Here is a 21,415-nt window from a genome sequence, read left to right as displayed (position 1 = left end):
CTCATCAGCTGCGGATGGCTTGTGCGTGGCACTGCAAGGGTTGATCAGTTACACTTCGCGGCTATTTTCGGCGGGCAATCGGCCCGCGACTATTCCGAGTGTTGAGCTGTGAGTGACCTGAGTCATATCCGCAATTTTTCCATCATCGCCCATATCGATCACGGCAAGTCGACCCTGGCAGACCGTTTTATCCAGATGTGTGGTGGTCTGACCGAGCGTGAAATGGAAGCCCAGGTGCTGGATTCGATGGATCTCGAGCGCGAGCGCGGCATCACCATCAAAGCCCACAGCGTCACGCTTTATTACACCGCGCGCGACGGCAAGACCTACCAGTTGAATTTCATCGATACGCCCGGCCACGTCGACTTCACCTATGAAGTCAGTCGCTCGCTGGCCGCGTGCGAGGGTGCGCTGCTGGTAGTCGATGCTGGCCAGGGCGTCGAGGCGCAATCGGTAGCCAACTGCTACACGGCGATCGAACAGGGCCTGGAAGTGATGCCGGTGCTGAACAAGATGGACCTGCCACAGGCCGATCCGGACAAGGTCAAGGAAGAGATCGAGCACATCATCGGCATCGATGCGACCGACGCGGTGGCCTGCAGCGCCAAGAGCGGCATGGGCGTGGACGAGGTGCTCGAGCGCCTGGTCGCCGTGATCCCGCCGCCGACTGGCGATGTCGAGGCGCCGTTGCAGGCGTTGATCATCGACTCATGGTTCGACAACTATCTGGGCGTCGTATCGCTGGTACGGGTTCGCCACGGTCGTATCAAGAAGGGCGACAAGGTGCTGGTGAAATCCACTGGCAAGGTCCACCAGGTGGACAGTGTCGGCGTGTTCAACCCCAAGCACACCGCCACGGCAGACCTCAAGGCTGGCGAGGTGGGCTTCATCATCGCCGGCATCAAGGACATTCTCGGCGCTCCAGTGGGAGACACGCTGACACTGTCGAGCACGCCGGACGTGGAGATGTTGCCCGGTTTCAAACGCGTCAAGCCGCAGGTCTATGCCGGTCTGTTCCCGGTCAGTTCGGACGACTTCGAGGATTTTCGCGAAGCGCTGCAGAAGCTGACCCTTAACGATGCCGCGTTGCAATACGAACCGGAAAGCTCCGACGCGTTGGGCTTCGGCTTCCGTATCGGCTTCCTCGGCATGCTGCATATGGAGATCATTCAGGAGCGCCTCGAGCGCGAGTACGACCTGGATCTGATCACCACCGCGCCGACGGTTGTTTACGAGTTGCTGTTGAAGAACGGCGACACCATCTACGTCGACAGCCCTTCGAAGCTGCCCGACATGTCCTCCGTCGAGGACATGCGCGAGCCGATCGTGCGCGCCAACATCCTCGTGCCCCAGGAACACCTGGGCAACGTCATCACGCTATGCATCGAGAAGCGCGGCGTGCAGCGCGACCTGCAGTTCCTCGGCAGTCAGGTGCAGGTGCGTTACGACCTGCCGATGAGCGAGGTGGTGCTGGACTTCTTCGATCGCTTGAAATCGTGCAGCCGCGGTTACGCCTCGCTGGACTACAGCTTCGAATGCTTCCAGTCGGCCAACCTGACGCGCCTGGATATCCTCATCAACGGCGATAAGGTCGACGCGTTGGCACTGATCGTCCACCGCGACAATGCCCACTACAAGGGCCGCATCCTAGTCGAGAAGATGAAGGAGCTTATCCCGCGTCAGATGTTCGATGTGGCGATTCAGGCGGCCATCGGGGGCCAGATCGTTGCCCGCAGTACGGTCAAGGCGTTGCGCAAGAACGTTCTGGCCAAATGCTACGGCGGCGATGTGAGCCGTAAGCGCAAGCTGCTGGAAAAGCAGAAAGCCGGTAAGAAGCGCATGAAGCAGGTAGGCAACGTCGAAATCCCGCAGGAGGCGTTCCTCGCCGTGCTGAAGGTGGACAGCTGATATGTCGATCAATTTCCCGTTGTTGCTGGTTATCGCCGTGGCTGTCTGCGGCCTGTTGGCGCTGAGCGACCTGTTGTTCTTCGCCCCCCGCCGCCGGGCTGCGATCGCCAACTACGAAGGGCGCACCGGGGAAATCGATCCATCGACCCTTGAGGCATTGAACAAGGAGCCGGTGCTGATCGAGTACGGCAAGTCGTTCTTCCCGGTGCTGGCCATCGTGCTGGTGCTGCGCTCGTTCCTGGTCGAGCCGTTCCAGATTCCCTCCGGCTCGATGATCCCCACGTTGGAAGTTGGCGATTTCATTCTGGTGAACAAGTTCGCCTACGGCATCCGTCTGCCGGTAGTGGATACCAAGGTGATCGAAGTCAGCGACCCGAAGCGTGGCGACGTCATGGTGTTCCGCTATCCGAATCAACCGAGCATCAACTACATCAAACGGGTCGTCGGCCTGCCTGGCGACACTGTGCGTTACAGCAGCGATCGTCGGCTGTTCATCAACGATCAGCCGGTTGCCGAGACACTGGTCGGCGAGGAGCCGGGCAGCTTGGGCAGCGCCGTGCTGTATCGGGAAAAGCTGGGCGAGATGGAGCACCTGATTCGCAAGGAAATGGGCCGCTATCGCATCGAGCCGAGCCGCCAGTGGACCGTGCCGGCTGAGCACTACTTCATGATGGGCGATAATCGCGATAACTCGAATGACAGCCGCTATTGGCAGGACGAGTCGATTCCCGCGGAGCTGGCTGGCATGGTCCCGGACCGTAACATCGTCGGCAAGGCGTTCGCCGTCTGGATGAGCTGGCCTGATCCGAAGCTCAGCAATCTGCCGAATTTCTCCCGCGTGGGCCTGATTCACTGAAAGCTGTGAATTGCGGCCGTCGCTGAGCGAACCGGGCTCGCTATATTTGTCCTGCCCCGATCGGTGGGTATCGTAACGACATAGAGGTCGACATGAGTTTTGCGCGTTCGCAAAAAGGGCTGTCCATGCTGAGCTGGATCATGGTCCTGGCAATCGTGGCGTTTGTGGCCAGCACGGGATTTAAAATGTTCCCGCATTACTTCGATTACATGTCCATGGACAAGATCATCCAGTCCGTGGAAACCGACGAAGCGCTTGAGATTCAGAGCGTCGGGGAGTTCTATAGTCATGTCAGCAAGGGGATGCAGGTAAACGGCATCCGGAACATCGACCTGAAGGAAGCGCTGAAGGTCGAGATCCAGAACAACGAATTCAGGGCGCACCTGAAATACGAAAAACGCGAGCCGCTGATCCGCAATCTCGATCTGGTGGCGAACTTCGATAAAGAATATCGCCTAAGGATGCCGTGAGCACTTCGTTAGCCCGTCTCGAGCGCAGGCTCGGTTATCAATTCAAGGATCAGGAGCTGATGCTCCTGGCCCTGACCCATCGTAGCTATGCCGGACGCAACAACGAGCGTCTGGAGTTTCTCGGCGACGCCATTCTCAACTTCGTTGCCGGTGAGGCGCTGTTCAATCATTTTCCGCAAGCCCGTGAGGGGCAGCTGTCGCGTCTGCGCGCCCGTCTGGTCAAGGGCGAGACGCTGGCGGTGCTGGCGCGTGGATTCGAGCTCGGCGAATATTTGCGCCTGGGCTCCGGTGAGCTCAAGAGCGGCGGTTACCGCCGCGAATCTATCCTGGCCGACACCCTCGAAGCGCTGATCGGTGCCATTTATCTGGACGCGGGCATGGACGTTGCTCGCGAGCGGGTCGTCGCCTGGTTGGCCAACGAGCTGCAAGGCCTGACGCTGGTCGATACCAACAAGGACCCGAAGACCCGGCTGCAGGAATTTCTGCAATCGCGTGCCTGTGAGCTGCCGCGTTACGAGGTGGTGGATATTCAAGGCGAACCGCATTGCCGCACCTTCTTCGTCGAATGTCAGGTCGCTTTGCTGAACGAGAAAACCCACGGGCAGGGCGCTAGCCGCCGAATTGCCGAGCAGGTTGCCGCGGCAGCCGCATTGATCGCCTTGGGCGTGGAGAACGGACATGACTGACGAACAGCTGCAATCCGAAGACGTCAGCCGTTGCGGTTACGTGGCGATCGTCGGCCGGCCGAACGTCGGCAAGTCGACGCTGCTCAACCACATCCTTGGCCAGAAGCTGGCGATCACCTCGCGCAAGCCGCAGACGACGCGGCATAACATGCTCGGCATCAAGACCGAGGGCAGCGTTCAGGCCGTCTATGTGGACACGCCGGGGCTGCACAAGAATGGCGAGACGGCGCTCAACCGCTACATGAACCGCACTGCTGCCTCGGCATTGAAGGATGTCGACGTGGTGATCTTCGTCGTCGACCGCACCCGCTGGACCGACGAAGACCAGGCTGTGCTCGAGCGTGTGCAGTACGTTACCGGACCGTTGATCGTTGCGGTCAACAAGACCGACCGTGTCGAGGACAAGGCCGAGCTGTTGCCGCATCTGCGCTGGCTGGCCGAGCAGCTGCCGAACGCGGAGATCGTGCCGATTTCGGCGCAGCACGGACAGAACCTGGAAACGCTGGAAAAACTGGTCGCCGATCGTCTGCCCGAGAGTGAGCACTTCTTCCCGGAGGACCAGATCACCGATCGCAGCAGTCGTTTCCTCGCCGCCGAGCTGGTGCGCGAGAAGATCATGCGACAGCTTGGCGCCGAGGTGCCTTACCAGATCACCGTGGAGATCGAGGACTTCAAGCAGGAAGGCCGCGTGTTGCACATCCATGCGCTGATTCTGGTCGAGCGTGACGGGCAGAAGAAGATCATCATCGGCGACAAGGGCGAGCGCATCAAACGTATCGGCCAGGAAGCGCGCAAGGATATGGAAGTGCTGTTCGATTCCAAGGTCATGCTGCACCTGTGGGTCAAGGTGAAGGGTGGCTGGTCCGACGATGAGCGTGCGCTGCATTCGCTGGGTTACCAGTAAGCGCCGACCCACAATCAATGGTGCGCATCGCGCACCTTCTGGGCTGCCATGCACCAACCTGCGTTCGTTCTGCACAGTCGCCCATACAAGGAAAGCAGCGCGCTGGTCGACCTGTTCACCCCGCAGGGCCGGCTGCGTGCCGTCATGCGTGCCGCGCGTGGTAAGGCCGGCAGTCTGATCCGCCCCTTCGTATCGCTGGAAGTCGAGCTGCGCGGCAAGTCCGAGCTGAAGACCGTTGCCCGTCTCGAAAGCGCCGGCCCTGCGCACTGGCTCGATGGCCAGGCGCTGTTCAGCGGCATGTACCTCAACGAATTGCTGATTCGCCTGCTGCCTGCCGAAGACGCGCACCCCGCGCTATTCGATCATTACGTCGCGACACTGCCGGCCCTGGCCGCACATCGGCCGCTGGAGCCGCTGCTGCGTGCCTTTGAATGGCGGCTGCTCAGCGAGTTGGGCTATGGTTTTGCCCTCGATGTGGACATCGCCGGCCAGCCGATTGTCCCGCAGCGGCTCTATCACCTACTGCCCGACGCCGGCCTGGAGCCGGTCGCGGGATTTCAGCCGGGGCTGTTCAACGGCGCGGAACTATTGGCCATGGCCGAGGCCGATTGGCAGGTTCCGGGGGCGCTGGCCGCGGCCAAGCGGCTGATGCGCCAGGCCCTGGCTCCCCATCTGGGCGGTCGACCGCTGGTCAGCCGCGAATTGTTCATGAATCTGAAGGAGGCCCCGCGTGACTGAAGCCAATCGAATTCTGCTCGGCGTCAACGTCGACCACGTCGCCACACTGCGTCAGGCCCGCGGCACCCGCTATCCGGACCCGGTCAAGGCTGCGCTGGATGCGGAAGAGGCCGGCGCCGATGGCATCACCGTGCACCTGCGCGAGGATCGCCGGCATATCCAGGAACGCGATCTGCTGATGATGAAGGACGCGCTGCAGACGAGGATGAACTTCGAGATGGGGGTCACCGAGGCGATGCTCGCATTCGCCGAGCAGCTGTGTCCGGAGCACGTGTGCCTGGTCCCGGAAACGCGTCAGGAGCTGACTACCGAGGGTGGGCTGGACGTGCTCGGGCAGGAAGCACGCATTCGTGAGGCCGTCGAGCGTCTACGTGGCTGCGGTGCGGAAGTCTCGCTGTTCATCGATGCCGACCCGCGGCAGATCGAGGCGGCCGCACGTGTCGGCGCACCGGCTATTGAGTTGCACACCGGGCGCTACGCCGATGCCCACGGCGTTGCCGAGCGGGCCTGCGAGCTCGCGCGCATTCGCGACGGTGTCGAGGCCGGTCTGAGTCACGGCCTGATCGTCAACGCCGGCCATGGCCTGCATTACCACAACGCCGAAGCCATCGCGGCGATCCGAGGCGTCAACGAGCTGAATATCGGCCATGCCATCGTTGCCCATGCGCTGTTCGTCGGCTTCAAGCAGGCTGTCAAGGAAATGAAGCATCTGATCCTGAGTGCGGCGACGCGGGGCTGAAAGAATCGGGAGTGTTTCAGCCGCGATGACAGCGGCGGGCAGACTCCGATTGGTGAGGTAGCGCCGGGTGTCATCCGCTGGCAAGCCCGCTCCCACGCTAGTGCGGGGGGCGCCGTACTCAACCTGCAGAGCCCTCAGCGGCGCAGCAGGTTGATCAGTACGGTCAACACCACGCTGAGGATCACCATCGAGGTGATCGGGATGAACGCCTGGCTGCGTTCGGACTCGATGCGGATGTCGCCGGGCAATCGACCGAACCAGTTCAGCAGCCATGGGAAGTAGTGCCAAGCGATGCCGAGCAGTAGCAGCGCAGCGCCCGCCACGATCAACCAGCGTGCCATTTGATCTCCTCGTTTCGCTCCGTTCGCTTCGCCGGTCGTGTGCGGTATTCGACAAAGGCGGCGATCACCTGTGCGGCCAGCACCTCAACGGCTTCGCTGCGATTGCTGCCACGTAGCAGCTTGATCTGATACTCGCCCAGTTGTGGTAACCCATACTGCCCATCGAGACGCTGCAGGGGCGGGCGAATCAGGCTTGATGGATAGGGCGCGATGGCGAGATCGGCAATCATCGCGGCCTCCTGTCCCGAAGTCTGTTCGCTGGAGTAGGCCACTCGGTAGCTGCGGCCGATGCGGTCGAGTGCATCCAGTGCCTGTCGCCGCCAGGCGCAATCAGGGCTGGCCAGCGCCAGCGGCAGCGGCGTGCGCAGCGCGGCGACACCACCGGTGCGACCGGCCCAGACCAGCGGTTCGCTATGAATCGGCTCGCCTCGCGAATCGTCCTGGCCAAGATTGCCGACGGTGACCAGGGCGAGGTCCAGTTCGCCTGCGTCAATGCGCTCGATCATATCGATGCTGCGTGCGACCGACACATCCACTTCGACTCCGGGATGGCTGCGGGCGAACAACGCCAGCAGGCCGGGCAGAATGCGCGTCCCGACATCCGCCGGCGTTCCGAAGCGCACGCGACCCTGCAGCGCTGGCTGGAGGAAGTGCGCAATGGCTTCTTCGTTGAGTTTGAGCAGGCGTCGGGCATAGCCGAGCAGCGTCTCGCCTGCCGGTGTCAGGCGCACCTGCCGCGCCTCACGGACGAACAGGGAGCGCCCGAGGGTTTCTTCCAGCCGCTTGATCTGCATGCTGACCGCCGAGGTACTGCGATAGATCTGTCCGGCGGCGCGAGTGAAACTGCCGCTTTCGGCAATAGCAACGAAGGTGCGCAGGACATCGCTTTCCAGCAGGGGCGTCGAAGGGATAGTGGATTGCTCAAGCGGCTCGGACATAAGAGAGGCTTCAGTTTTTCTGAACACAGGCTTTCATATTAGTCGTTTGTTTGAACGACTGATGCCCGCTCATCCTGTAGGCAACCGGTGGCGCCACAGCCCGTGGCCACCGCGAGCGAAGCGGAGGTGAGCATGCCTGGTGAACGACGCGATACGCGTGTACGACAACAATCCGAGCCGCAGTTGCCGGACTTCTACATGCCGGCCATGTGGCCGCTGGATCTGCAGCGCAGCCTGCATGACTGGTTTCGCGCCTGGCGGCAGCGGCGCCTGTATCGGCGACTGCTGAAGCTGGATGATCGACAGTTGGCGTCGCGCGATCTGGATCGGCGCCGGCTCAGTAAAATGGCTCAGGCGCCGTTGCGCCAGTTGGTAGCGCAGCGGCGCAAGCGTCGATGCCCTGCGCGCCACGCTCGCTGAGCGGCCAACCTACTGTCAGGGCTTGCGGGCGAGGAGCACGGCGCGCATGGGGGCCGGCAGGCCTTCGACCGTTTTGCCGTGGTCTTGCGGGTCGAGGAAGTCGGGCAACGACTGGTAGCGCATCCAGTCGGTGCTGCGCTGTTCCTCAATGCTGGTCACGCTGACATCCACGCAGCGCACGTCGACAAAGCCGGCGCGGCGCAACCAGCATTCCAGCGCCTTCACCGAGGGCAAGAACCAGACGTTGCGCATCTGCGCATAGCGGTCTTCCGGCACCAGTGCGGTATTTTCGTCGCCTTCCACCACCAGGGTCTCTAGCACCAGTTCGCCGCCGCGTACCAGGCAGTCCTTGAGGTCGAGCAGATGGTCGACCGGCGAGCGGCGATGGTAGAGCACGCCCATGGAGAACACCGTCTCGAAGCCTTCGAGCCTGGCCGGCAGTTCTTCCAGGGCGAACGGCAGATGCCAGACCGGCAGCTCCTGCAGGTAGCGCTTCATCGCATGGAATTGGCAGAAGAACAGCCAGTTCGGGTCGACCCCGACCACGCTGTCGGCGCCGGCACCGAGCATGCGCCACATGTAGTAGCCGTTGCCGCAACCGACGTCGAGGATGCGTTTGCCGGCCAGATTCAGGTGCGGCGCAACCCGGTCCCACTTCCAGTCCGAGCGCCACTCTGTATCGACATGCACACCGAACACGTCGAACGGCCCCTTGCGCCATGGCGAGAGCCCCATCAACGCATCATGGGTGGCCTGGCGCGTGGCGTCGTCACAGGTCGCGTCGAGGCGGAAGCTGTCACGCAGTTCGACCTGTACGGGCGCTAGAGCAGGCAGTGCATCGACGGCACGCCGCCAGCGCGGCAGATCGCCGTGACCGACCGCGAGTTTGGCATCCAGCTGCTGCTGAACGCCGTTGGCCCAGGCGGCCAGCGGGGTGCCGGCCAGGCGCCAGGCAAGGGGAGTGAGGTCGAGGTTCATGGCAGGGCGATCAGCGAAGCGAAATTCAGGCACTGGAACCAGGGCACGACCTTGGAAAAGCCGGCATCCAGCAGCCGTTGGCGATGGGTCTCCAGGCTGTCGGGCTTCATCACGTTCTCGATGGCGCTGCGTTTTTGGGCGATTTCCAGTTCGCTGTAGCCATTGGCGCGCTTGAAGGCGATGTGCAGGTCGGTCAGCAACTGTTGCTCGTCTTCATCTTCGAAGCGCAGCTTCTCCGATAGGATCAGCGCACCACCGGGCACCAGCGCCTGGTGAATGCGGCCGAGCAGCGCCGGGCGCTGTTCCGGTGCGATGAACTGCAGGGTGAAGTTCAGCGCCACCAGCGAGCTGGGCTGGAACTGCAGAGCCAGGATGTCGCCCTCGATGACGTCGACCGGCAGCAGTTCCTGAAACATCGAGTCCTGCCCGTGGAGGTATTCGCGGCAGCGCTTGACCATTGCCGCGGAGTTATCCACGGCGACGACCTGGCAGTTGTCGGCAGTTACGTGACGTCGCAACGCCTGGGTCACCGCGCCCAGCGAGCAGCCGAGGTCGTACAGATGAGTATGCGGCTTTGCGAATTGGGCGGCGATCACGCCGATGTTCTCGACGATGGTCGGATAACCGGGCACAGAGCGCTTGATCATGTCGGGAAACACCCGCACCACGTCCTCGTTAAAGACGAAGTCCTGAATGCGGGGCAGGGGCTGGGCGAACAGGCGGTCGGGATCGTGACTCACGGTGTCGGGCGGCGTGTGTGAAAACGGGGCGGCATTGTAGCCGAAACCACGCTCGCCGCGGGCTCCGCCCGACTCAGCGTACCTCGATACGGCAATCGAACATGCCCGCTGGCTCGGCGTCGGCCTCCCACGGACGTTGATAGGTAAGGTACAGCCTGCCGCTGCCGGACTCCTGTGCCTCGAAGCGCCAGGTCGACAGGCCATCCCCGCCGATCATGTCGGCCTTCGGATTGCTGAACACCTCGGGGCCGAGGCTGCGCAATTGCTCCGCGGCTGCTTCGTGCAGAATCCAGCGATAGCCGGTGGTCGGGTTGCTCGGCAGGCTGACGATGAGTTGCTGGCCGCTCTGCAGCGTTTGCGGGCAGCGGTTGTCGTCGCTGAGCACGACGCTGGAGGGCGCCTTGTCGTTGCTTGCGCAGGCGGCGAGCAGGGCGACGCTGGCGGGCAGCAACAGACGAGGGATGTCGAAAGGCATGATCGGCACCGGTCGGAAAATGAGTTGGGAAGGATAGCCCAAAAGAGCCTGGTCGCAGGCGCGCACTCGGTCTGCGCCCGCTGCGAGGGGTGGAAGTGCAGCGCGACTTCCACCCCTCGACTACCGCTGGTCTGCATCTTGTCCCGCGTCAGAACAGCACCTTGGCCACATCGGCGAAGCGTTTGGCGAAATGCACCGTCAGGCCTTCCTTGAGGTAGTCGGGCAACTCTTCGAAGTCGCCGCGGTTGGCTTCCGGCAGGATCAGCTCGAAGATCTTCTGCCGCCGCGCCGCAATCACCTTCTCGCGCACTCCGCCGATCGGCAATACGTGACCGGTCAGCGTCAGCTCGCCGGTCATGGCCACGCCTTTCTTCGGCGGCTGGTTGCGCGCCAGCGAGAGCAGCGCGCTGGCCATGGTGATGCCGGCGCTGGGGCCGTCCTTGGGCGTCGCGCCTTCCGGCACGTGCAGGTGCACGAAGGCCTGGTCGAAGAACTCCGGGTCGCCCTTGAAGGTTTTCAGGTTCGAGCTGATGTAGCTGTAGGCGATCTCCGCCGATTCCTTCATCACGTCACCGAGCTTGCCGGTGAGCTTGAAGCCGCGGTTCAGCGTGTGGATGCGCGTGGCCTCGATCGGCAGGGGGGCGCCGCCCATGCTGGTCCAGGCGAGGCCTGTGATTACGCCGACGCCGGAGAGCACCTGTTCGCTGCGGAATACCGGTTTGCCGAGGTAGCTTTCCAGGTCCTTCGGCGTGATCTTCAGCACCGCTTGGGGGTCTTCCAGCAGCTGCACCACTGCCTTGCGCACCAGCTTGCCCAGCTGCTTCTCCAGCTGACGCACACCTGCTTCGCGGGCATAGCCTTCGATCACCGCTTTCATGGCGCTGTCGCTGATGGCTAGGCGCTGCTTGGGTACGCCGGTCTTGTTCAGCAGCTTGGGCCACAGGTGACGCTTGGCGATGGCCAGCTTCTCCTCGGCGATGTAGCCGGACAGGCGGATCACCTCCATGCGGTCGAGCAGCGGACCGGGAATCGAGTCCAGGGTGTTTGCTGTGCAGACGAACAGCACCTTGGACAGGTCCAGGCGCAGGTCCAGGTAATGGTCGAGGAATTCGACGTTCTGTTCCGGGTCCAGCGTCTCCAGCAGCGCGGAGGCCGGATCGCCCTGGTAGCTGCTGCTGAGCTTGTCGATCTCGTCGAGCATGATCACCGGGTTCATCACCTCGACATCCTTGAGCGCCTGCACCAGCTTGCCGGGCAGGGCGCCGATGTAGGTACGACGGTGACCCTTGATCTCCGCTTCGTCGCGCATGCCGCCGACGCTGAAACGATAGAACGGCCGGCCGAGGGATTCGGCGATGGACTTGCCGATGCTGGTCTTGCCCACGCCCGGTGGGCCGACCAGCAGCACGATGGAGCCGGCGATCTCGCCTTTGAAGGCGCCGACGGCGAGGAATTCGAGGATGCGGTTCTTGATGTCGTCGAGGCCGGCGTGATGCTTGTCCAGCACCTTGCGCGCGCGTTTGAGGTCGAGCTTGTCCTGGCCGAACACGCCCCAGGGCAGGGCGGTGGCCCAGTCCAGGTAGTTGCGGGTGACGGCATATTCCGGTGAGCCGGTCTCGAGGATCGACAGCTTGTTCAGTTCCTCGTCGATTCGCTTCTGCGCGGCGGGTGGCACCACCTTGCCCTCAAGACGGGCGCGGAACTCGTCGGCGTCGGCGCTCTTGTCGTCCTTGGTGATGCCCAGCTCGCGCTGGATGATCTTCAGCTGTTCCTTGAGGAAGAACTCACGCTGGCGCTCGCCGATCTTGCGGTTGACCTCGCCGGTCAGTTCCTTCTGCAGCCTGGCGACTTCCACTTCCTTGCGCAGCAGCGGCAACACCTTCTCCATGCGCTTGAGCACTGGCACGGTATCCAGCACTTCCTGCAGCTCCACGCCAGGCGCGGTGGTCAGCGCGGCGGCGAAGTCCGACAGCGGCGAGGGATCGTTGGGGCTGAATCGGTTCAGGTAGTTCTTCAGTTCTTCGCTGTACAGCGGGTTGAGCGGCAGGAGCTCCTTGATCGCGTTGATCAGTGCCATGCCGTAGGCCTTCACCTCGTCGCGCGGGTCGTCATCGCTTTTCGGGTAATCGACTTCCACCAGATACGGTGGTTTGCGCCGCAGCCAGCCGCGGATGCGCACCCGCGCCAGGCCCTGGGCGACGAACTGCAGCTTGCCGCCCTCCTGCGAGGCGTGATGCACGCGGACCATGGTGCCGTGCTCCGGCAGGCTGTCCGGGTCGAAGGTGGCCATGTCCAGCACCGGCGAGTCGACGAAGAACAGTGCCACGCGCTGGTGCGGCGTCTTCGCCACGCGATCCAGGGTCTCGGCCCAGGGATCTTCGTTGACGATCACCGGCAACACCTGCGCCGGGAAGAAAGGTCGGTTGTGCACCGGGATGATGTAGAGCTTGTCCGGCTGCTGTTGATCGGGCAGTACGAGACCGTTGGAGGAGATGATTTCCTGCTCGATATGATCCTGATTGACGTCGTCGTTCATGCGGCACCCGTTGCGAATACGTGCACCTTAGATGGGTGGTGGCCCGGATGATTTCAATCCCGTCGCATGGGGGTGGGCACTTCATGCAGGCTTCGGTACAGTGTTTGCACGCACAGGTGCCCATCATGCTCAACGCCCGTCTGCTTCGCCTGGATGACCAGACTCACCAGCACGCCCACGACTATCACCAGCTGGTGATGTCGCTTTCTGGACGCGCGGAATTCGAGGTCAATGGCTCGGGTGGCGAAGTCTGCCGGATGCGCGCCTGTCTGGTGCCGGGCGATGCCGACCACGGCTTCGCCGGCATGGGCGACAACCGCATGCTGATCATCGATCTCGACGAGCAGGATGTCGGCACCGAGGACCCCGAGCTGCTGGCCCGCCTGTTCGAAGCGCCACGCTACCCGGCGCTGGACGCCGATTTCCAGAACCTGCTGGCCTACGCCGGTGCCGAGCTGGCGCGCTACGGCAGCGACCCGCTGCTGGCCCGGGCGCTGGGCGGCGTGCTGTTGCGGGCACTGCACCTGCGACTGTTCGGCGAGTCAGTTCAGCGCCCGGCCGGACCGCTCGATCTGCAGCGGCTGGACAGCCATATTCAGGGCAACCTGGCGCGACGCATCACGGTCGCCGAGTTGGCCCAGGTGGTCTGCCTCAGCCCCAGCCACTTCCACGCCCAGTTCAAGGATTGCGTCGGCCTCACGCCGCACCAGTACCTGCTCAAGACCCGCCTCGATCGTGCCGCCCGCCTGCTGCGCGAAACGCCGCTGCCACTGGTGCGGATTGCCGAGGAGTGCGGTTTCTCCAGCCAGAGCGCATTGACCACGGCGACCCGCCGCTACCTCGGTCTGACCCCTCGCGGATTGCGCAAGTCGGACTCCTGAGCTTTCTCCTGATTGCCCTGTTTTCGGGCTCTTCAGCTACCAGGGGTATATTCCTGCGCCATCCTGGTGCGCTTTCATTACGGCCGCGTTTCCGCGTCCGGCTTTCGTAGTTTTTCGTAAAACTTCCGTAGTTTTGCGCAAGAACGGCTCGTCTTGCAGACCTACATTCCGTCTCCCGACCTGGCTCTTCGTCTTGTGCTGCACCATCAGCCTGGCCGTGGACTAGACCTATAAGCAGACACAATCACAAGAGGAGCGGCGCATGTTCAAGGCCGGTCACGTGCTGGAAGGCGCCTTCGCCAACCAGAAAGCCGCGGAATTCTTTCCCGCCATCAGCGCGAACTACAGCGTTGACGAGGCGCAATATCTCACCGAACTGTTGCAGCTTGCCGATCCCGGCGAGGCGGGCATTGCCGCCATTCGCGAGCGCGCGCGCAGCCTGATCGAGGCGGTGCGTGGGCGTGACAATGCCGTCGATACCCTCGATGCGCTGCTGCGCCAGTACAGCCTGGACACCCAGGAAGGGCTGATGCTGATGTGCCTGGCCGAAGCGCTGCTGCGGGTGCCGGATGCCGCCACGGCTGACGCGCTGATCCGCGACAAGCTCAACGCCGCCGAGTGGGAACGCCACCTCGGCCAGAGCGACAACGTGCTGGTCAACTTCGCCGCCTGGGGGCTGGTGATGACCGGCAAGGTGGTCGATCCGGAAACTGCCGATGGCCGCCCGAAGAACGTCATCGGTCGTTTGCTCAAGCGCTCCGGTGAGCCGGTGATCCGCCGCGCGATGAACCAGGCGATGAAGCTGATGGGCAAGCAGTTCGTGCTTGGCCGGACCATCGCCGAAGCGCTGAAGAACGGCCGTCCCGAGCGCGAGAAGGGCTACACCTATTCCTTCGACATGCTCGGTGAAGCGGCGCTGACTGCCGAGGACGCCGCCAAGTACATGGCTGACTATCGTCAGGCCGTGGAGACCGTCGGTGCCGAGCCGCAGGTCGGCAAGGGCCCGCGTCCGTCGGTGTCGATCAAGTTGTCGGCGCTGCATCCACGTTACGAAGTCGCCCAGCGCGAGCGCGTGCTCACCGAGCTGTTCGCCAGTGTGCGCGAACTGGCCGTGCTGGCGCGTCAGCGCAATGTCGGGATCACCATCGATGCCGAGGAGGCCGACCGCCTCGAGCTGTCGCTGGAACTGTACGAAAAGCTCCTGCGCGACCCGGCTATCGCCGGCTGGGGTGAGTTCGGCCTGGTCATCCAGGCTTATTCCAAACGCTGCCTGCCGGTGCTGGTCTGGTTGACGCTGCTCGGTCGTGAGCTTGGCGAACGCATTCCGCTGCGGCTGGTAAAGGGCGCCTACTGGGACAGTGAGATCAAGCAGTGCCAGGTCCAGGGCCTGGACGGCTACCCCGTCTACACGCGCAAGGAAGGCACTGACACCTCCTACCTCGCCTGCGCGCGCTACCTGTTGTCCGAGCACACCCGTGGGGTGATCTACCCGCAGTTCGCCAGCCACAACGCGCACACCGTCAGCTGCATCCTGGCCATGGCCGAGGAAATCTCACAGCCGCGCGAGTTCGAGTTCCAGCGCCTGCACGGCATGGGCGATGCCCTGTACGACACGGTGATCGAGAAGTACGCCCGCAACGTACGCATCTACGCCCCGGTCGGCGCGCACAAGGACCTGCTGCCCTATCTGGTGCGCCGCCTGCTGGAGAACGGTGCCAACTCGTCCTTCGTTCATCAGCTGGTCGACCCGCGCGTGCCGGTCGAATCGCTGATCGATCACCCGGTGAGCCAGCTGCGCAGATTCGCCGCACCGGGCAACCCCCGCATTCCGCTGCCGCCGGCGCTGTTCGGCAATCGCAAGAACTCCCAAGGGATCAACATGAATATCCAGAACCAATGGAACGACCTGGCCAGCGCCTACCAACCTTTCCTCGAGCGCCAGTGGCAGGCTGCGCCGATCATCAGCGGGCAAAGGCTCGCCGGAACGCCGTCCGACGTGCGCTGCCCCTATGACCTGAACAAGGTTGTCGGCCAGGCGCAGTTCGCCAGCGCCGACCAGGCGCGCCAGGCCATCGATCGCCTGGCAGCCTACTGGCCGACTTGGAATGCCACGCCGGTGGAAGCCCGTGCCGCTGTGCTGGAACGCCTGGGCGATCTGCTGGAGCAGCACCGCGCCGAGCTGATGGCGCTGTGCACCGTGGAAGCCGGCAAGTCGCTACAGGACGGCATCGACGAAGTACGCGAGGCGGTGGATTTCTGCCGTTACTACGCTCAGCAGGCGCGGCAGAAGCTCGGTCGCGAAGAGTTGAAAGGCCCGACCGGAGAGCGTAACGAGCTGTTCCATGAAGGCCGCGGCGTGTTCGTCTGCGTCAGCCCGTGGAACTTCCCGCTGGCAATCTACCTCGGCCAGATCACCGCGGCACTGGTGGCCGGCAACACCGTGCTGGCCAAGCCGGCCGAGCAGACCAGCCTCATCGCTGCGCGTGCGCTTGAACTGATGTTCGAAGCCGGCCTGCCGAAAGAGGCAATCGCCTTCCTGCCAGGCGATGGCGCTACCCTGGGCGGCGTGTTCTGTCGCGATCCGCGGGTGGTCGGCGTGTGCTTCACCGGCTCGACCGACACGGCGCGCATCATCAACCGCCAGCTGGCCGAGAAGGAAGGCCCGATCGCCACGCTGATCGCCGAAACCGGCGGGCAAAACGCGATGATCGTCGATTCCACCGCGCTGCCCGAGCAGGTGATCAAGGACGCCGTCGGCTCCGCCTTCACCAGCGCCGGTCAGCGTTGCTCTGCGTTGCGCGTGCTCTACGTGCAGCGTGATATCGCTGACCGGGTGATCGAGCTGCTCAAGGGCGCGATGGCCGAGCTGAACGTCGGCCCGCCCCATCTGCGCGAGAACGACATCGGCCCGGTGATCGACCAGGAAGCTCGTGAAGGCCTGTTGGCGCATATCCAGCAGCTCAAGAGCGAAGGGCGCCTGATCGCCGAGGCGACATTGCCGGCTGGTCTGAACGGTCATTTCGTGGCGCCGGTGGCCTTCGAGATCGACGGCATTCACCAGCTCAAGAAAGAGCAGTTCGGGCCCGTGCTGCACGTGGTGCGCTACGACGCGGCGGATCTGGAAAAGGTCGTGGCGGCGATCAACGGCACCGGCTACGGCCTGACCCTCGGCGTGCACAGCCGCAACGAGGAAACCGCCGAACGCATCGAGCAACTGGCGCGGGTCGGCAACCTCTACGTCAATCGCAACCAGATTGGTGCCGTGGTCGGCGTGCAGCCGTTCGGCGGCTGTGGCCTGTCCGGCACAGGTCCGAAGGCGGGCGGCCCCAGCTATGTGCTGCGCTTCGCCAACGAGCGGACCACCTCCACCAACACCACAGCGGTGGGCGGCAACGCCTCGCTGCTGTCGCTCGGAGACGACTGAACGCATTCACGCTGTACCACCGAGTGAATGGCCTTGGTCATTCACCTAGCGCATCACGCTAAACCTCCCGGCCGCTCAGGCGGCCGGAACACAACAACAATTGGACAGTTGGCGGACGCTCTTCCGCCACTGACGGGCCCGGGTTGGGTCTGTCACAGGTGATGGCCTTTTCGCTATCGCCCTCTGCCAAGGTGCAGCGTGGGTCCGCTCGCGTTGCGCCGAACAACAACTAACGAGGGACACACATGAGCATCAGTACACCCACGCTGATCACCTTTCTGATCTACATCGCGGCGATGATCCTGATCGGTTTCGTCGCTTACCGCGCCACCAAGAACTTCGACGACTACATCCTCGGCGGTCGCAGCCTCGGCAGCTTCGTCACGGCGCTGTCGGCCGGTGCCTCGGACATGAGCGGCTGGCTGCTGATGGGCCTGCCCGGTGCGATCTTCGTCGCTGGTCTGTCGGAAAGCTGGATCGCCATTGGCCTGATCGTCGGCGCCTGGCTGAACTGGCTGTTCGTCGCCGGGCGCCTGCGCGTGCACACCGAGCACAACCACAACGCGCTGACGTTGCCGGATTACTTCTCGCACCGCTTCGAGGACGAGAGCCGCATGCTGCGGATCTTCTCCGCGCTGGTGATCCTGGTGTTCTTCACCATCTACTGCGCCTCGGGCGTGGTCGCCGGCGCACGGCTGTTCGAGAGCAGCTTCGGCGTTCCGTACGAATACGCACTGTGGATCGGCGCCGCGGCGACCATCCTCTATGTGTTTATCGGTGGCTTCCTGGCCGTCAGTTGGACCGACACCGTGCAGGCGACGCTGATGATCTTCGCGCTGCTGATCACCCCGGTGTTCGTCATCCTCGCCCTGGGCGACATGGGCGCTGCGATGGACACCATCGCCACCCAGAACCCGGCCGCCTTCGACATGTTCAGCGGACTCTCTTTTGTCGCGATCATCTCGTTGCTGGCCTGGGGCCTGGGTTACTTTGGCCAGCCGCATATCCTGGTGCGCTTCATGGCGGCCGACTCGATCAAGACCATCCCCAACGCCCGCCGCATCGGCATGGCCTGGATGATCCTGACGCTGGCCGGTGCCGTGGCGGTGGGCTTCTTCGGTATCGCCTACTTCGCCGGACATCCCGAACTGGCCGGGCCGGTCACCCAGAATGGTGAGCGTGTTTTCCTCGAGCTGGTGAAGATCCTGTTCAACCCGTGGGTCGCCGGCATCATTCTCTCCGGCGTACTGGCGGCGGTGATGAGCACCCTCAGTGCGCAGTTGCTGGTCAGCTCCAGCGCCCTGACCCAGGACTTCTACAAGGCCATGCTGCGCAAGAATGCCTCGCAGACCGAGCTGGTCTGGGTCGGCCGGGCGATGGTGCTGCTGATCGCGCTGATCGCCATCGGCATCGCCTCCAACCCTGACAGCAAGGTACTGGGTCTGGTGTCCTACGCTTGGGCCGGTTTCGGCGCGGCATTCGGTCCGGTGGTGTTGATCTCGCTGCTGTGGAAGCGCATGACCCGCAACGGTGCGCTGGCCGGCATGCTGGTCGGTGCGGTCACCGTGGTGGTGTGGAAGGAATTCATCGGTCTGGGCCTGTACGAAATCATCCCGGGCTTCATCCTCGCCAGCATCGCCATCTATGTAGTGAGCAAGATGGGCGCCGAACCCGCCCCGACCATCATCAAGCGCTTCGAGGAAGCTGACGCGGATTACCACGCCGGCTAAGGCTACTGTCGGAGTGTCGCCGCGGCGCGAAGCGGGGGCGCGCTCCCACAGTTGGTTGCTGCTGCGGTTCTTGCTGCCAACATCTACAAAAAACCCCGGCTAGCCGGGGTTTTGCGTTTCTGCGGCAGTTTCACTCGTCCGCTACCAGATTGGATCGGTCGTCCACTGCACCCGCGGCGATCAGGTGTTCGGCTTCGTCTTCCGGCACGTGGATGCTGGTGCCGTCGATATTCATCACCGACATGCGTGCCTGGGGATCGGTGGTGATGCGGACGTCCATCAGGGCGCTGCGGTGCGTGTTGCCGTTGATGACCACGGCGCAGGTGCCGGTGGTGGTGTCGATGTCTACGGTCATGATCTATCTCCCGAAGCGGTGCAAAAGCCGCGCGCGGTTCGCCCGGCGTTTCCATGTCGACCACGAACAGGGTGCATCCGTTGTACCTGTTACTGGAAAAACAGGGTTAAATGTTACGATATAACATGTTATATTCTCGCCCCGCGAAGCTGGCTCCGCTACCGGATGCCGGCGCACAGCCGTCTTCGGTTGCCTCGGAAGGCAACCGCCACTGTCTGGAGAGTCACATGAAACTGAAGCGTCATCCCCTGGCCTGGGCGATCAGCCTGGCCCTGGTTCCGGCTGCCTGGGCCGCCGAGCCGGTCGAACTGCAATCCGTCGTGGTCAGCGCCAGCGGCCTGGCCAAGCAGAGCCATGAGATGACCACGCCGGCTGCCGTGATGGAGGGAGATGAACTGGTGCTGCGTCGCGAGGCAACGCTGGGTGAAACGCTGGAAAGCCTGCCTGGCGTACGCTCCAGCAGCTTTGGCGCCGGTGCGGCGCGCCCGGTGATTCGCGGGCTGGATGGCGCACGGGTCAAGGTGCTGAGCGATGGAGTGGAGCTGCTCGATGCCTCGACCATCAGCCCCGACCACGCGGTGACCAGCGAGCCGCTACTGGCCGAGCGCATCGAGGTCCTCAAGGGTCCGGCAACCCTGCTCTACGGCGGCGGCGCAATCGGCGGCGTGGTCAACGTGATCGACAAGAAGATCCCCACCCGCGTGCCGGAGAAGGGCTACGAAGGCGAGCTGGAGCTGCGCACCAACAGCGTCGCCAACGAAGGGTCAGGGGTGTTCGGCATCACCGCTGGCAGCGGCAACTTCGCCGTGCGCGCCGAAGGCACTAAGCGCCAGGCCGACCCTTATGAAATCCCCGGTTCGCCGGACAAGCAGGAAGGTTCCTACAACGACACCGACAGCTTCAATCTCGGCGCCAGCTTCATTGGCGAGCGCGGTTACATCGGCGCCGCCTACGGTGAGCAGAACAACCGCTACGGGCTGCTGGCCCATGAGCACGCCGATTGCCACACCCACGGCAGCGACTGGCATTGCGGCGGCCATGATGATCACGACGATGACGACGACCATGATCATGACGAACATGGCAGCGTACCTTATGTCGACATGCGCCAGAAGCGCTGGGATCTGCGTGGCGAGCTGAGCGATCCGCTGCAGGGATTCGAGCTTGCGCGGCTGCGCATCGGCCACAGCGACTATCAGCACAAGGAAATCGAAGGCGGGGAAGTGGGCACCCGCTTCAACAACGATGCCACCGACGCACGCCTGGAGCTGACCCATCAGCCACTGTTCGGCTGGCGCGGTGTGGTCGGCGCGCAGACGCTGCGTCGCGACTTCGAAGCCCTCGGCGAAGAGGCCTACGTGCCGCAGACGCTGACCCGCAACCACGGCCTGTTCCTGCTCGAGGAATACACCGCCGGCGCCTGGCGCTACGAACTCGGCCTTCGCCACGAATGGCAGGACATCGATGCCGATGGCCGTCCGGATACCGATCACAGCGGCACCTCGATGTCCGCCGGTGCGGTCTGGACCTTCGCGCCGCAGTACTCGCTGGGCTTCTCGCTGACGCGCTCGCAGCGCCTGCCCAGTGCTGAGGAGCTCTACGCCAGCGGCCCACATGCGGCGACCCGCACCGTTGAGCTGGGCAATGTCGATCTTGAAGAAGAAACCTCGCACAACGCCGAAATCACCCTGCGCAAGTTCGCCGGCCGCACGACCTTCAGCCTCAGCGTTTTCCGCAACGAGGTGGATGACTTCATCTATGCCGCCGACACCGGCAACGACATCGGTGGCGGCTACCGCGAGATCGAATACCGCCAGCAGGACGCCGTGCTCACCGGGGCGGAAGGGGAGGTGCGCTTCCAGGTCACCGACGCCACCGCCTTCACCCTCTTCGGCGACCACGTGCGTGGCAAGCTGCGCGACGGCGGCGGCGACCTGCCGCGTATCCCCGCCGATCGCCTGGGTGTGCGGGTGGACCAGAGCTTCACCCCGGCGCTCAACGGCCAGCTGGAGTTCTATCGCGTGCAGCGCCAGGACGAGCTGGCCGACTACGAAAGTGAAACCGATGGCTACAACATGCTGGGCGCCAGCCTCGGTTATAGCGGCTCGCTGAACCAGACCGATTACCTGCTCTACCTCAAGGCCAACAACCTGCTGGACGAAAAGGCCCGTCAGCACACCTCCTTCATCAAGGATGAGGTGCTGCTGCCTGGGCGCAATCTGACGGTAGGCGTGCGCCTGGCGTTCTGAGGCGGACAGTTGCCTTGCAACACTGACGAGGGCTGGCAGCTACTGCC

General features: G+C 63.4%; 19 protein-coding genes. 12 read left to right on the top strand and 7 right to left on the bottom strand.

All coding sequences use genetic code 11. The annotated features are described in order from the left end of the window. The first annotated feature begins 108 nt into the window (after nt 1-108). From lepA to pdxJ, 7 genes are all read left to right on the top strand, one after another. Nucleotides 109-1,908 carry a translation elongation factor 4 gene (gene lepA / locus F753_RS27405; protein WP_003293585.1) on the top strand — a complete coding sequence of 600 codons (1,800 nt, stop codon included), beginning with the start codon at nt 109-111 and terminating at the stop codon, nt 1,906-1,908. 1 nt (nt 1,909) lies between these two features. Further along, nucleotides 1,910-2,764, top strand: a complete 855-nt coding sequence (lepB, locus tag F753_RS27400) for a signal peptidase I (RefSeq protein ID WP_003293584.1) — start codon at nt 1,910-1,912, stop codon at nt 2,762-2,764. A 92-nt stretch (nt 2,765-2,856) separates the two neighbouring features. After that, complete coding sequence (locus F753_RS27395; protein ID WP_014819521.1) at nt 2,857-3,234, top strand: DUF4845 domain-containing protein; 378 nt, start codon at nt 2,857-2,859, stop codon at nt 3,232-3,234. Then, the gene (gene rnc / locus F753_RS27390) at nt 3,231-3,920 is read left to right on the top strand and encodes a ribonuclease III (protein WP_003302298.1); all 690 of its coding nucleotides are present in this window, start codon (nt 3,231-3,233) and stop codon (nt 3,918-3,920) included. Before F753_RS27395 ends, rnc begins: the two co-directional genes overlap by 4 nt. Beyond that, entirely contained in the window at nt 3,913-4,824 is a 912-nt protein-coding gene (gene era, locus F753_RS27385) for a GTPase Era (protein ID WP_014819523.1), read from the top strand. Before rnc ends, era begins: the two co-directional genes overlap by 8 nt. A gap of 48 nt (nt 4,825-4,872) precedes the next feature. Continuing rightward, nucleotides 4,873-5,562 (top strand): DNA repair protein RecO, encoded by a 690-nt coding sequence (gene recO / locus F753_RS27380; protein WP_023443960.1) that lies wholly within the window; start codon nt 4,873-4,875, stop codon nt 5,560-5,562. Beyond that, on the top strand, nt 5,555-6,301 hold the full coding sequence (gene pdxJ / locus F753_RS27375) for a pyridoxine 5'-phosphate synthase (RefSeq protein ID WP_023443959.1): 747 nt from the start codon (nt 5,555-5,557) through the stop codon (nt 6,299-6,301). Before recO ends, pdxJ begins: the two co-directional genes overlap by 8 nt. 134 nt (nt 6,302-6,435) lie before the next feature. Here pdxJ and F753_RS27370 read toward each other — a convergent pair whose 3' ends face one another. Next, complete coding sequence (locus F753_RS27370; protein WP_023443958.1) at nt 6,436-6,642, bottom strand: DUF2905 domain-containing protein; 207 nt, start codon at nt 6,640-6,642, stop codon at nt 6,436-6,438. Further along, nucleotides 6,627-7,580 (bottom strand): LysR substrate-binding domain-containing protein, encoded by a 954-nt coding sequence (locus F753_RS27365; RefSeq protein ID WP_023443957.1) that lies wholly within the window; start codon nt 7,578-7,580, stop codon nt 6,627-6,629. Before F753_RS27365 ends, F753_RS27370 begins: the two co-directional genes overlap by 16 nt. 132 nt (nt 7,581-7,712) lie before the next feature. Here F753_RS27365 and F753_RS27360 point away from each other — a divergent pair, with 132 nt between their 5' ends. After that, the gene (locus F753_RS27360) at nt 7,713-8,000 is read left to right on the top strand and encodes a hypothetical protein (RefSeq protein ID WP_023443956.1); all 288 of its coding nucleotides are present in this window, start codon (nt 7,713-7,715) and stop codon (nt 7,998-8,000) included. Between the two features lie 15 nt (nt 8,001-8,015). Here the strand turns inward: F753_RS27360 and cmoB are convergent, their stop codons facing one another. From cmoB to lon, 4 genes are all read right to left on the bottom strand, one after another. After that, nucleotides 8,016-8,978 carry a tRNA 5-methoxyuridine(34)/uridine 5-oxyacetic acid(34) synthase CmoB gene (gene cmoB / locus F753_RS27355; protein ID WP_023443955.1) on the bottom strand — a complete coding sequence of 321 codons (963 nt, stop codon included), beginning with the start codon at nt 8,976-8,978 and terminating at the stop codon, nt 8,016-8,018. Beyond that, nucleotides 8,975-9,718: a carboxy-S-adenosyl-L-methionine synthase CmoA gene (gene cmoA / locus F753_RS27350; protein WP_023443954.1), complete on the bottom strand. Its 744-nt coding sequence runs from the start codon at nt 9,716-9,718 to the stop codon at nt 8,975-8,977. The genes cmoB and cmoA overlap by 4 nt, the downstream gene beginning before the upstream one ends. Nucleotides 9,719-9,791: 73 nt before the next feature. After that, entirely contained in the window at nt 9,792-10,193 is a 402-nt protein-coding gene (locus F753_RS27345) for a protease inhibitor I42 family protein (protein ID WP_023443953.1), read from the bottom strand. A 148-nt stretch (nt 10,194-10,341) separates the two neighbouring features. After that, nucleotides 10,342-12,729 carry an endopeptidase La gene (gene lon / locus F753_RS27340; RefSeq protein WP_023443952.1) on the bottom strand — a complete coding sequence of 796 codons (2,388 nt, stop codon included), beginning with the start codon at nt 12,727-12,729 and terminating at the stop codon, nt 10,342-10,344. A gap of 125 nt (nt 12,730-12,854) precedes the next feature. On the opposite strand from lon, the gene F753_RS27335 reads away from it, so the two are divergent. From F753_RS27335 to putP, 3 genes are all read left to right on the top strand, one after another. Then, nucleotides 12,855-13,610, top strand: a complete 756-nt coding sequence (locus F753_RS27335) for a helix-turn-helix transcriptional regulator (protein WP_023443951.1) — start codon at nt 12,855-12,857, stop codon at nt 13,608-13,610. 262 nt (nt 13,611-13,872) lie between these two features. Next, nucleotides 13,873-17,034, top strand: coding sequence for a bifunctional proline dehydrogenase/L-glutamate gamma-semialdehyde dehydrogenase PutA (gene putA / locus F753_RS27330; protein WP_023443950.1), 3,162 nt, complete (start codon nt 13,873-13,875; stop codon nt 17,032-17,034). 245 nt (nt 17,035-17,279) lie between these two features. Beyond that, on the top strand, nt 17,280-18,764 hold the full coding sequence (gene putP, locus F753_RS27325) for a sodium/proline symporter PutP (protein WP_023443949.1): 1,485 nt from the start codon (nt 17,280-17,282) through the stop codon (nt 18,762-18,764). A 130-nt stretch (nt 18,765-18,894) separates the two neighbouring features. On the opposite strand, the gene F753_RS27320 is transcribed toward putP, so the two are convergent. Then, nucleotides 18,895-19,119 carry a DUF3203 family protein gene (locus F753_RS27320; protein ID WP_003302319.1) on the bottom strand — a complete coding sequence of 75 codons (225 nt, stop codon included), beginning with the start codon at nt 19,117-19,119 and terminating at the stop codon, nt 18,895-18,897. A gap of 227 nt (nt 19,120-19,346) precedes the next feature. Between F753_RS27320 and F753_RS27315 the strand changes: the two genes are divergently transcribed. Next, entirely contained in the window at nt 19,347-21,368 is a 2,022-nt protein-coding gene (locus F753_RS27315; protein WP_023443948.1) for a TonB-dependent receptor, read from the top strand. The last annotated feature ends 47 nt before the right edge of the window (nt 21,369-21,415 follow it).

The organism is Stutzerimonas chloritidismutans AW-1 (assembly GCF_000495915.1).
Taxonomy (GTDB): Bacteria; Pseudomonadota; Gammaproteobacteria; order Pseudomonadales; family Pseudomonadaceae; genus Stutzerimonas; species Stutzerimonas chloritidismutans.
This window is presented reverse-complemented; position numbering and strand designations above follow the sequence as displayed.

Excerpts from the sequence above, each read along its gene's own strand:
- F753_RS27370 (WP_023443958.1), bottom strand. The coding sequence starts at position 6,642 with ATGGCACGCTGGTTGATCGTGGCGGGCGCTGCGCTGCTACTGCTCGGC.
- putP (WP_023443949.1), top strand. The coding sequence starts at position 17,280 with ATGAGCATCAGTACACCCACGCTGATCACCTTTCTGATCTACATCGCG.
- F753_RS27395 (WP_014819521.1), top strand. The coding sequence starts at position 2,857 with ATGAGTTTTGCGCGTTCGCAAAAAGGGCTGTCCATGCTGAGCTGGATC.
- putA (WP_023443950.1), top strand. The coding sequence starts at position 13,873 with ATGTTCAAGGCCGGTCACGTGCTGGAAGGCGCCTTCGCCAACCAGAAA.
- cmoB (WP_023443955.1), bottom strand. The coding sequence starts at position 8,978 with ATGAACCTCGACCTCACTCCCCTTGCCTGGCGCCTGGCCGGCACCCCG.
- F753_RS27315 (WP_023443948.1), top strand. The coding sequence starts at position 19,347 with ATGAAACTGAAGCGTCATCCCCTGGCCTGGGCGATCAGCCTGGCCCTG.
- F753_RS27320 (WP_003302319.1), bottom strand. The coding sequence starts at position 19,119 with ATGACCGTAGACATCGACACCACCACCGGCACCTGCGCCGTGGTCATC.
- F753_RS27360 (WP_023443956.1), top strand. The coding sequence starts at position 7,713 with ATGCCTGGTGAACGACGCGATACGCGTGTACGACAACAATCCGAGCCG.
- recO (WP_023443960.1), top strand. The coding sequence starts at position 4,873 with ATGCACCAACCTGCGTTCGTTCTGCACAGTCGCCCATACAAGGAAAGC.
- lon (WP_023443952.1), bottom strand. The coding sequence starts at position 12,729 with ATGAACGACGACGTCAATCAGGATCATATCGAGCAGGAAATCATCTCC.
- F753_RS27335 (WP_023443951.1), top strand. The coding sequence starts at position 12,855 with ATGCTCAACGCCCGTCTGCTTCGCCTGGATGACCAGACTCACCAGCAC.
- lepB (WP_003293584.1), top strand. The coding sequence starts at position 1,910 with ATGTCGATCAATTTCCCGTTGTTGCTGGTTATCGCCGTGGCTGTCTGC.
- F753_RS27345 (WP_023443953.1), bottom strand. The coding sequence starts at position 10,193 with ATGCCTTTCGACATCCCTCGTCTGTTGCTGCCCGCCAGCGTCGCCCTG.
- era (WP_014819523.1), top strand. The coding sequence starts at position 3,913 with ATGACTGACGAACAGCTGCAATCCGAAGACGTCAGCCGTTGCGGTTAC.
- F753_RS27365 (WP_023443957.1), bottom strand. The coding sequence starts at position 7,580 with ATGTCCGAGCCGCTTGAGCAATCCACTATCCCTTCGACGCCCCTGCTG.